The 9,341-nt window shown below is 64.9% G+C and carries 9 protein-coding genes; 4 read left to right on the top strand and 5 right to left on the bottom strand.

What is annotated here, in order from left to right:
• Positions 1 to 125: 125 nt before the first annotated feature.
• Both AWC14_RS10770 and AWC14_RS10765 read left to right on the top strand, forming a co-directional pair.
• Complete coding sequence (locus tag AWC14_RS10770; protein ID WP_085241244.1) at positions 126 to 1,361, top strand: MCE family protein; 1,236 nt, start codon at positions 126 to 128, stop codon at positions 1,359 to 1,361.
• Entirely contained in the window at positions 1,362 to 3,059 is a 1,698-nt protein-coding gene (locus AWC14_RS10765) for an MCE family protein (RefSeq protein ID WP_045384351.1), read from the top strand.
• A gap of 34 nt (positions 3,060 to 3,093) precedes the next feature.
• On the opposite strand, the gene AWC14_RS10760 is transcribed toward AWC14_RS10765, so the two are convergent.
• The 3 genes from AWC14_RS10760 to AWC14_RS10750 form a co-directional block, all read right to left on the bottom strand.
• Positions 3,094 to 3,615, bottom strand: a complete 522-nt coding sequence (locus tag AWC14_RS10760; RefSeq protein WP_045384348.1) for an Rv2253/PknI dimerization domain-containing protein — start codon at positions 3,613 to 3,615, stop codon at positions 3,094 to 3,096.
• Between the two features lie 85 nt (positions 3,616 to 3,700).
• A complete protein-coding gene (locus AWC14_RS10755) occupies positions 3,701 to 4,297 on the bottom strand; it encodes a hypothetical protein (protein WP_045384345.1) in 597 nt (198 codons plus the stop codon).
• Complete coding sequence (locus AWC14_RS10750) at positions 4,294 to 4,953, bottom strand: hypothetical protein (RefSeq protein ID WP_045384343.1); 660 nt, start codon at positions 4,951 to 4,953, stop codon at positions 4,294 to 4,296. Before AWC14_RS10750 ends, AWC14_RS10755 begins: the two co-directional genes overlap by 4 nt.
• Before the next feature lie 195 nt (positions 4,954 to 5,148).
• Here AWC14_RS10750 and AWC14_RS10745 point away from each other — a divergent pair, with 195 nt between their 5' ends.
• Complete coding sequence (locus AWC14_RS10745; protein WP_235216033.1) at positions 5,149 to 5,550, top strand: hypothetical protein; 402 nt, start codon at positions 5,149 to 5,151, stop codon at positions 5,548 to 5,550.
• Between the two features lie 41 nt (positions 5,551 to 5,591).
• Positions 5,592 to 7,037: an adenylate/guanylate cyclase domain-containing protein gene (locus AWC14_RS10740; protein ID WP_045384341.1), complete on the top strand. Its 1,446-nt coding sequence runs from the start codon at positions 5,592 to 5,594 to the stop codon at positions 7,035 to 7,037.
• Here the strand turns inward: AWC14_RS10740 and AWC14_RS10735 are convergent.
• Entirely contained in the window at positions 7,021 to 7,857 is an 837-nt protein-coding gene (locus tag AWC14_RS10735; RefSeq protein ID WP_045384338.1) for an SDR family NAD(P)-dependent oxidoreductase, read from the bottom strand. The two genes, AWC14_RS10740 and AWC14_RS10735, sit on opposite strands and share 17 nt — an antisense overlap.
• Positions 7,854 to 9,131 carry a cytochrome P450 gene (locus AWC14_RS10730; protein WP_045384335.1) on the bottom strand — a complete coding sequence of 426 codons (1,278 nt, stop codon included), beginning with the start codon at positions 9,129 to 9,131 and terminating at the stop codon, positions 7,854 to 7,856. The genes AWC14_RS10735 and AWC14_RS10730 overlap by 4 nt, the downstream gene beginning before the upstream one ends.
• Between the last annotated feature and the right edge of the window lie 210 nt (positions 9,132 to 9,341).

Here is a 9,341-nt window from a genome sequence, read left to right as displayed (position 1 = left end):
CTCCCCGGCTCCCGTCCCATCCCTACCACAGACGCACTCTTCGCGCCTGCAAGAGAAGAGGTACAGGAGTGACCGCCCGGGTACGGGTGCCGGGGCGGCGGGTGCTCGCCATTGGCTCCTGCGTCATGTTGACGATGACGGGATGCGCCTTTCACGGCCTGAACTCATTGCCTTTGCCCGGCGCCGTCGGACGCGGGCCGGGGGCCAACATCTACCACGTCGAGATCCCGAATGTCGGTACGATGGAGTCGAATTCACCGGTGATGATCGACGACGTCGTAGTCGGCAGTGTCGGCGAGATGAGGGTGCAAGGCTGGCATGCCGACGTCGAAATCTCGGTAAAGCGCGACGTCGTCGTGCCGGCCAATGTGGTAGCCAGCGTCGGCCAGACGAGCCTGCTGGGATCGATGCATTTGGAGCTCAATACGCCGCTGGGCCAACCGGGAACCGGACGGCTGCAGCCGGGAGCCACCATTCCGCTGGCCCGGTCGTCGGCCTATCCGTCGACCGAGCAAACCCTCGCATCGCTGGCCGCGGTCGTGAACGGCGGAGGACTGGGACAAATCGGGGAGGTCATCCATAATTTCACCGCCGCCCTGTCCGGGCGGGAGGGCGCCGTACGTGATCTGCTTACTCGCCTGGACACGTTCGTGGGAACACTCGACCAACAACGCGACAACATTGTGGCGTCCATCCAGGCGCTGAACCGGCTGTCTGCCACGTTCGCCGGACAGCGCGACGTTCTGACCCAGGCGCTGCGCAAGGTACCCCCCGCGCTCGATGTGCTGAGCAGGGAACGCCCGCGCCTGACAGCCGCCTTGGACCACTTACGCGTGTTCAGCAACACTGCGACCGGGCTGATCAACGACACCCAGGCCGACCTGGTCAAGAACCTCAAAAACCTGGAGCCGACCCTGCGCGCGCTCGCCGACGTCGGACCGGAGCTCAACGCGGCGATCGCGTACGCGACGGTCTTCCCGTTCACCCAGGACTTTGTCGACCGCGCAGTCCGCGGCGACTACTTCAACCTGCATGTCCAATTGGACCTGACGATTCCACGGCTCAAGCGGGGACTGTTGCTGGGCACCCACTGGGGGCAGCTGGACATGCCGGAGCCACCGGCGCCGGGAGAACCGTATTACTTGAACTACACCCTCGATCCGCTGCATAACCCGGTGAGGCCACCGTGGGTCGCTGCTCCGGGAGCGGAGCCCGGCGTTCCGCCCGCAGGCCCCCAGGCTCCGCCGCCCGGCCCGGTGTTTGGCCCGCCGCCGGGTCCGGCACCCGCCGAAACTTCGCCGCCGCCAACCGATCAAGGTGCTCCACCGCCTGGATCCGCGCCGACGGAGGCGGGTGGTTAGATGCTGACGCGTTTCGTCCGGATCCAGCTGGCGATCTTCACGATCGTCGGGATCATCGGTGTGATCGCGATGGTCCTCTTCTACATCCAGGCGCCGACCCTGCTGGGCATCGGCCGGATGACCGTCACGCTCGAGCTGCCGGCCGCCGGCGGCCTGTACCGGTTCTCCAATGTGACCTACCGTGGGGTCCAGGTCGGCAAGGTCACCTCGGTCGGTCTGACACCGACGGGCGCCAAAGCCATTATGTCGCTGGGCACCTCGACAAAGATTCCCGCGGACCTGACAGCCGAAGTGCGCAGTGTCTCCGCAGTGGGTGAACAGTATGTGGACTTGCGGCCAAGAACTGATTCGCCGCCCTACCTGCACAACGGCTCAGTTATCGCCATGCGCGACACCACGATTCCCCAAGCGGTCGGGCCGATGCTCGATCAGGTCAGTGCTTTGGTCAACAGCATCCCGAAGACCAAACTCGGCCAATTACTCGACGAGTCCTTCCAGGGCTTCAACGGATCCGGCTACGACCTGGGGTCGCTGTTCGACTCCTCAGCGATCGTGTCCCGCGACGCCAACGGCGTCGTCGACCGCACCCGAACTCTCACCGAAGACACTGGGCCGCTACTGGATTCGCAAGCCCGCACCACCGATTCGATCAGAACGTGGGCGCGCAGCCTCGCCGGGATTTCCGACGTGCTGGTAAACGACGACTCCCGCATCCGCACAGTGCTGCAGAACGGGCCGGGTGCCGCGAAGGAAGCGACTGCGCTATTCGAGCAAATCAAACCGACGCTGCCCATTTTGCTTGCCAACCTGACCACCATCGGGCAGATCGGCGTCACCTACCACCCGGGGTTGGAGCAGCTGCTGGTGTTGCTGCCGTCGGCGGTTGCCATCGAGCAGGCTGCCCAACCCTCGAACGATCCCGACGGTATGGCCAAAGGCGACTTCGCACTCACGATCGACGATCCGCCCATTTGCACGGTCGGCTTCATGCCGCCCAGCCAATGGCGATCCCCCGAGGACACCAGCGACATCGACACGCCGGACGGGTTGTACTGCAAACTCCCTCAGGATTCGCCGCTTTCGGTTCGTGGGGCCCGTAACTACCCCTGCATGGACAAGCCCGGCAAGCGCGCGCCTACTGTCGAAATTTGCAAGAGCGACCAGCCCTACATGCCGCTGGCGATGCGCCAGCACACGCTGGGCCCTTACCCGCTGGATCCGAACCTGCTTTCCCAGGGCATCCCGCCCGATGACCGAGTTACGTCCAACGACAGGATCTTCGGCCCGGTCGAGGGAACACCGCTGCCGCCGGGCGCGGTGCCGCGCGGCACACCGCCGGGGCCGCGGGGAGAGCCTCCGCCACCGGGCACGCCCGGGGCAGCCGCGCCGCCGGCCCCCTCGTCCGCCAACATGTCGACACAGGCGGGCGACTTCCCGCCGATAGCCCCTCTCGATGTCCCTGCGCCAGGTGAGGTTCCCTCACCACGCGTTCCCCCATCACCAGAGAAGGCCAACGGCGGACCGCCGCAGGCGGCACCAAGCTCGTTCGGAGCCAAGGCATCTAAGCCGACTGTTACCACCGCCAAGTACGACTCGCGTACCGGTCGCTATGTCGGTCCGGACGGAAAGTTGTACCAGCAGTCGGACCTTGTGACGCCCAGCGCGCCCAAGAAGTGGCAGGACATGCTTCCCACCTGAGGTGCCGGAGTGCTGAAGCGGGAACGCCGGGTGGTCAGCTTAATCTGTCCAGGCGGAGCGGCATCTCGACGCTAAGCCACTGGTTATGTCCGCAAGCTCCGCTCGGTCCGATCACCTTGTCGCGTCCGGCCATCGTCGGCGATCCGATATAAAACTCGCCGTTCGAATTCACCGGATAGAAATTGAAGATCTGTTTCCCAGTGTACGCGGTGCCGTCGGGACACCGCTCCCAGTCCGGCACATCGCGTTTGACGTACCACATGGTCCCGTCAAGCGTATATAGCGGCGCATTCCAGCCCTGGTCGCTGGTCACCGTGCCGTGGCATTCCTGAAATGTGACACATGACGAGGTTATGGTCCACGTTTGGATGACTGTTGCCTCGCCGTTGTATTGGTCATTGGTCTTGGCCCAGTCGCCGATGGATGTGGCGCGATACGTCCCGTTGATCGCGACTTCTTCTTTGGTTGTCGCCTGAGCCGTGGACGCCGTGCCCAAACCGCCGAATACCGTGGCAGCCACCAGTGTTGCGGTGGTGAGTGTTCCCATTGAACGCATCAGGTGCTCCTCGACGGCGCTCTCGAGCGGAGAATAGCATCGGCCCGGTCGGGCAGGTGCCGATTCGATCCAATCATCGCCGCGTTCATCCGACCGGGTCGAACTTTGCGATCAGCCAGGACCCGTTGACCTTTGTCAGCGTTACCACCACGCTGCTCTTGGTTATCAAGGGCTCCGGTTTTTCCTTGCTTGCGGTGTTCTGGTCGATAAACACCAACACGACGGCTGAATCCGGGTGCAGCTCCGATGCGGCCGCCCGGATCACCTTGGCGGACGCGGTGATTTGTTTCTGTTGAGCCATCGGCTTGACGAATTGCCCGGCGAATTTGTCGTAGTAGGTCAGAAAGTCGCCGGTGAGGTGCGACTTCGCATTGGCGAAATCGCGGTCGAAATCGGCAGGGGAGTATGACAGCACCGCCACGGCGCCGTCTGAAGCCGCCTTGATCGCCTGGTGTGCCGCCGCGTCGTCGATCTGACGATCCGGGCGGTAAAGAACGAAGAACAAACCGGCAGGAACCCCGATCGCGGCGGTGACCAACGCTGCGGCGAGTATGAGACGCCACCTCGCCAGAACCCGGGGGGTCCAACGCGCTATAGCGGCCAGCCGGCTCCAGCGGGCCGAATCCTCGCCGGAAGAAGGAGCTTCCATCTGGTCGGGGGACGACTCCTGCTCGACAGTCATTGCAGGAACTCGACTTTGGACATCTTGAGCTGATTACCGTCCCGCTCGATGTTGACGCTCAGCCGCCACAGGGCCGGTGGCCGTTTCGTATTGTCAGGATCGGTGACATCGGTTTTCGCGGCGACGAGCACGATTGCGGAGTTGTCGTTCACCGATTCGACAGCGACTGCTTCGGCAGTTCCCTTGCTGACCACCTTCGCATCCTCTGCCTGTTTGATCGTCACGCGTGATGTCGCTTCCAATTGGGACTTGAGCTCGCCCGTAGAAGCGTCGATGATGCGCTGGATGTCTTCCTTGGCGTGATGGGCGTCGATCGACATCAGTTTTGTCACACCGTCGCGTGCTGCCGCAGCGAACTCGGGGGCAAGCTGCCGCTTGTGCGCGACGCTGTGATGCTGCCAGAGCATGTAGCCGCTCGCCCCGAGCGAGGCGCAGCCGAGGATGATCGCGGCGGGGATCGCGATTGCTTTGCGTCCCGGGCGGCGCAACCAACGTCGCCGCGACCGGGCGGGCTTTGCCTCCGCGGTTTCGGCCGCCTCACGCAGTCGTGCCGCGCGTGCCCGGGCCGCCTCAGCGCGGGCTTCCGCGCGCGCGGCCTCGTCTTCCGCTTCCGCGACGGAGTCCGGCACCTGCGGATCGGGCACGGAGAACCACATTATCACTTCGCGCCCGGGCTCTTCGGTGCCCGTGGGCGGGCGCCCCGCGTAGCTCTTAACCTGGGTGAATTGGAGTGTGGCGCAACCAGTAAGCCGGGGTGACATTCGTGGCTGGCCGGGCGTCGGCGGGTGCTCGACTCAGCTTGTCTTCTCCAAAGAAGAGAATTTTCTTTTCGGCTATGGCAGAGTAATCGGGTGCGATTCATCGTGGCAGTGGCTGCTGCGTTGCTCTGTACCGGCGCGTTGGTGGCGCCGCCCGCTGCAGCTGGGCCGACCGTCTGCGACTACCCCGATTGCACCCCTGGGATCATGCCGCATGTCGTCCTCGGTGCGCCATGCGACAACACCACCTACTACGTCTTCGGGACGTCGGACTACAACCTTTCCTTCAATTCACAGCCGGGACGGCTGATGTTTTGCGGCTCGCCCAGGAGATACCAGCCGCGATGGTTCCGCTCGCCTCCAATGGCGGGAATCAAGGAAGAGGGCGCCGACTGCACTCAATACCAGAACTACGTAGCGCAGGCGCCCGACGGCCTGTTCCTGGTCTGCATAGCCCATGACGGTGATACGACCTGGGTGCGCGGCGACACGTAGGCCGGCACGTCGTTAGGCCCTCGATTCGGTACGCCGCCGGCTTGGCGTTCGCGCATCTGCTCAGCGTCGCCGAGGTTCTCGTCATCGTCGTCGTTCTGAGCGGTCACGGACCGGGAACGCATGCCCATTCCAGCGGGAAGTACGTGATCACGTCGCTGGCCGTGGTGCTCCTCGGCACCGCCGTCGTATTCCTCGGCGGTGTCCGGGTGATCGCTCCGTCGCTGGGCTGGTTTGTCGCCGGGCAAGAACCCGACTCGAAACAGCGTGCTGCCGCACTGAAACTCATGCGCAACCAGTCGATCCTTCTGGCGACGACATGGGTTGGCAGCGGCGGGCTCTTCATCCTGCTCGACCTGGACGGCGGCCCCACCGTGGCGATGTCGACCGGGTTAGCCATCATCTTCGGCGGGGCTGCGGCGACCGGAACCGCCGTTCTGCTCACTCAACGTACGCTGCGCCCGATCATCGCCGCTGCCACACAGGGTTTCGCGGGCTTTGTGACGGCCCCCGGTGTGCTGGCCCGGCTGATCGGGATGTGGTTGCTGTCCAGTGCGCTTCCCAGCGCGGCCATAGCCGCCCTGGTGTTCCTCCACTCGAACGGCTGGATCCTTCCCAAGTCGGCATCGGTGGAGATCGCCGTGCTGGTGCTGTCGCTTGTGGCGGTGATGCTGGGACTGCGCGGGATGATCCTTGTGGCGCGGTCGATCTCGGATCCGGTCCGCGAGGTGATCGACGCGATGGGCGAGATCGAGCACGGCCGGATCGGCACCTTCGTCGACGTCTATGAGCGCTCCGAAATCGGCCGTCTGCAAACCGGATTCAACCGCATGGCCGCCGGGCTCGCGGAACGCGATCGGCTCCGCGACCTGTTCGGACGGCATGTCGGGGCGGACGTCGCGCGGCGCGCCCTCGAGCAGGGGGCGTCGATGTCCGGAGACGTCATGGACGCCGCGATCCTGTTCGTCGACCTGGTGGGCTCGACGCAGTTGGCGGCGACCCGCCCTCCCCGGGAGGTCGCCGACGTGCTCAATGACTTCTTCCGGATCGTGGTCGTCGCCGTCGACGAAAACCACGGCCTGATCAACAAGTTCCAGGGCGACGCCGTGCTGGCGGTGTTCGGTGCGCCGCTGCGCACCAGCGGAGCCGCCTCGGCGGCATTGGCCACCGCGCGGGTGCTGGCCATTCGCCTGCGGCAGCTGCCCGTCGTCGATTTCGGCATCGGCGTATCGGCCGGGCCCGTGTTCGCCGGCAACGTCGGTGCCGAAAACCGCTACGAATACACGGTGATTGGTGACGCCGTCAACGAGGCCGCTCGGCTGGCCGATCTCGCCAAAACCTCGCCGGGGCGGGTGCTGTGCTCGGATGCGGCCACCGAGCGCGCCGATGCCGCCGAGCGGCAGCAGTGGGAATCACGGGGTTCCGCGGTACTGCGGGGCCGTTCGGAAGCCACGCACATCTCGGCGCCGCTGCTCAGCTCCACCGGTTGACGACGGCGAGGCTGCGCTCCCACAGCTCGCGGGCAAGGTCGGGGTCGTCGGCGCGGCGATTCGCTTTGGCGACCCGCCGGCGCACGTAGTACCCGCCGGATTTCCAGTCGCTTCCGGGCTTGCTCGACGCGAGCCACACCAGCTGGTCAGCCCCCTCCTCCGCGCTGGCGGTCAGATGCCGCACCGGTGTTCGTCGCATCACGGCAATGAACCGCGACCCCGACGCGGGACCGAAGTTCGTGTCGACGTAACCGGGATCGAACGCCGCCGCGGAAAGCCCGGCGTCATGGTAGCGCCGGTGTAATTCCTTGGTGAACAACACGATTCCCAACTTGGTGAGCGCATAGGCTTTGCTGGGCCGTAACCGATGGGTGTTCTCCAGGTCCTCGGCCCTCACTTTGCGGAGCAGTTTGTGCGACGCACTGGAGGTGTTCAGGACACAAGCCCGCGAGTCGACCAGCACGTCCAGCAGCAGCGTGGTGAGCAGAAACGGCGCCAGATAGTTGACCTGGTAGGCCAGTTCATACCCGTCGCCAGTCATCTGCACTGTGCTGGTCATGGCACCGGCGTTGTTGGCCAGCACGTCAATTCGGGGATGTCGCGAGCGCAACTGCTGCGCCAACGACCGCACCTGCGACAGGTCGGTGAAGTCGGCCACGTGACAGTCGGCGCCCAATTCCGTTGCCACCGACCGGGTTTTGCTTTCCGAGCGGCCGACCACGACGACCCGAGCCCCGCTGCTGGTCAACCGGCGGGCCGCCGCGGCGCCGATGCCGTCGCTCGCGCCGGTGATGACAATCGTCTTACCTGCGGCGCTCACCCCGCCATGGTAAAGGTGAGGTGCAGTTCGGAAAGCCCGCGCAGGATGTAGGTCGGCTCGTAGGTGTAGCGCCGCTCGCCGGCCGGTCCGTGTTTGGCATCGTTGATGCAGATGTCCGACATGCGGTCGAGAATGCGCTCGATCGAGACGCGACCCTCCACTCGGGCCAGCGGCGCGCCGGGACAGGAGTGCACGCCGCGCGCGAATGCCATGTGCTCGCGGACGTTCTTGCGGTCGAGCTGAAACTCGTGCGGGTTGTCGAACCGGCGCGGGTCACGGTTGACCGCACCCGGCAACACCATCACCACGGTTCCGACGGGAATGTCGACCCCGCCGATCGTGGCCGGCTTGCGGGCCAGTCGCGAGTCGCTCTTGACCGGGCTTTCCATCCGCAGCGATTCCTCGATGAACGTGGGAATCAGACTGCGGTCCTTACGCAGCTTCTGCTGAATGTCGGGTCGCTCGCCCAGCACCTGCAGCGCCACCGACAGCAGCTTGGCGGTGGTCTCCTGCCCCGCCGCGAACAGGAAGGTCGCCGAGCGAACCACCTCGATGACTTCCGGTGTGGATCCGTCTGGGTATTTGGCCGTCGCGAGCGCGGTCAGCACGTCGTCGCGGGGGTGACTGCGCCGGTCCTCGATGTAGGCGCAGAACTTGTCGTCGAGCCACTCCAGCGGATTGACTCCGACCGACCCGTGGTCGAGCGAGCCCACCCGCGCTTCCGGACGATCGGCTCCCAGCACGGTGCGGAATTGCTTGTGGTCTTCCTCCGGCACACCGAGCAGATCGGCAATCACCAGGGTGGCAAAGGGTTTCGAATACTCGGCGATGAACTCGCACTCGCCGTTGTCGAGGAACTCCTCGAGCTGGCGGTCGGCGAGGCGCCACATGAAGTCCTCGTTCTCCTTCAGTCGGCTCGGCGTCAGCAGCCGGCTGAGCAGCGAGCGCGCGCGGGTGTGCTCGGGCGGGTCCATCGTGACCATGTGCTCGAACATCGGGAACTGTTCGCGGTGCGCGTCGATCTGGGCGGACAGGTCGTCGCCCTCGGGCTCGAACGGCAATGGCGGGAACGGGCCGCCGAGCGCGACGCAGTTCGAGAACGTGTCGGGATCCTTGTAGACCGCGTTGGCTTCCTCCCAGCCGGTGACCGCGACGACGTTGTGGTGCGGCAGCCGCAGTACCGGGTTTTGGCTGCGCAAATAGTCGAAGTAGGCGTACGGGTCGGGGACCAGGGAGGCGTCGGTGAAAAAGTCGACCGATTCGAAAGTGGTCATCTACTGCGTGCCTCCCGAAGCTGAGATGGATTGACGGCGACGTGAGGTGGCGTCACCCGGAAATCGACCAAAGTGCTGAGCACTTGCTTAGCATGAGGCTAATGTCGGGGTCAAGGTTGCCGCTTGATTCATAGCGCGACCCGCTGCACTCGGCTCCCCCGAGTTTGCGGTCGCCGCTACGATCGGCGTGGTCGGCACAGTCGGAGGTTC

It is taken from the genome of Mycobacterium kyorinense (genome assembly GCF_002101735.1).
Classification (GTDB): domain Bacteria; phylum Actinomycetota; class Actinomycetes; order Mycobacteriales; family Mycobacteriaceae; genus Mycobacterium; species Mycobacterium kyorinense.
Note: the sequence above shows the minus strand (reverse complement) of the source record. Positions and strands in the feature narration are given on the sequence as shown.

What these genes read in the sequence shown, in the direction of transcription:
- AWC14_RS10770 (WP_085241244.1), top strand. Translation starts at nt 126, where the DNA reads ATGTTGACGATGACGGGATGCGCCTTTCACGGCCTGAACTCATTGCCT.
- AWC14_RS10765 (WP_045384351.1), top strand. Translation starts at nt 1,362, where the DNA reads ATGCTGACGCGTTTCGTCCGGATCCAGCTGGCGATCTTCACGATCGTC.
- AWC14_RS10760 (WP_045384348.1), bottom strand. Translation starts at nt 3,615, where the DNA reads ATGCGTTCAATGGGAACACTCACCACCGCAACACTGGTGGCTGCCACG.
- AWC14_RS10755 (WP_045384345.1), bottom strand. Translation starts at nt 4,297, where the DNA reads ATGACTGTCGAGCAGGAGTCGTCCCCCGACCAGATGGAAGCTCCTTCT.
- AWC14_RS10750 (WP_045384343.1), bottom strand. Translation starts at nt 4,953, where the DNA reads ATGTGGTTCTCCGTGCCCGATCCGCAGGTGCCGGACTCCGTCGCGGAA.
- AWC14_RS10730 (WP_045384335.1), bottom strand. Translation starts at nt 9,131, where the DNA reads ATGACCACTTTCGAATCGGTCGACTTTTTCACCGACGCCTCCCTGGTC.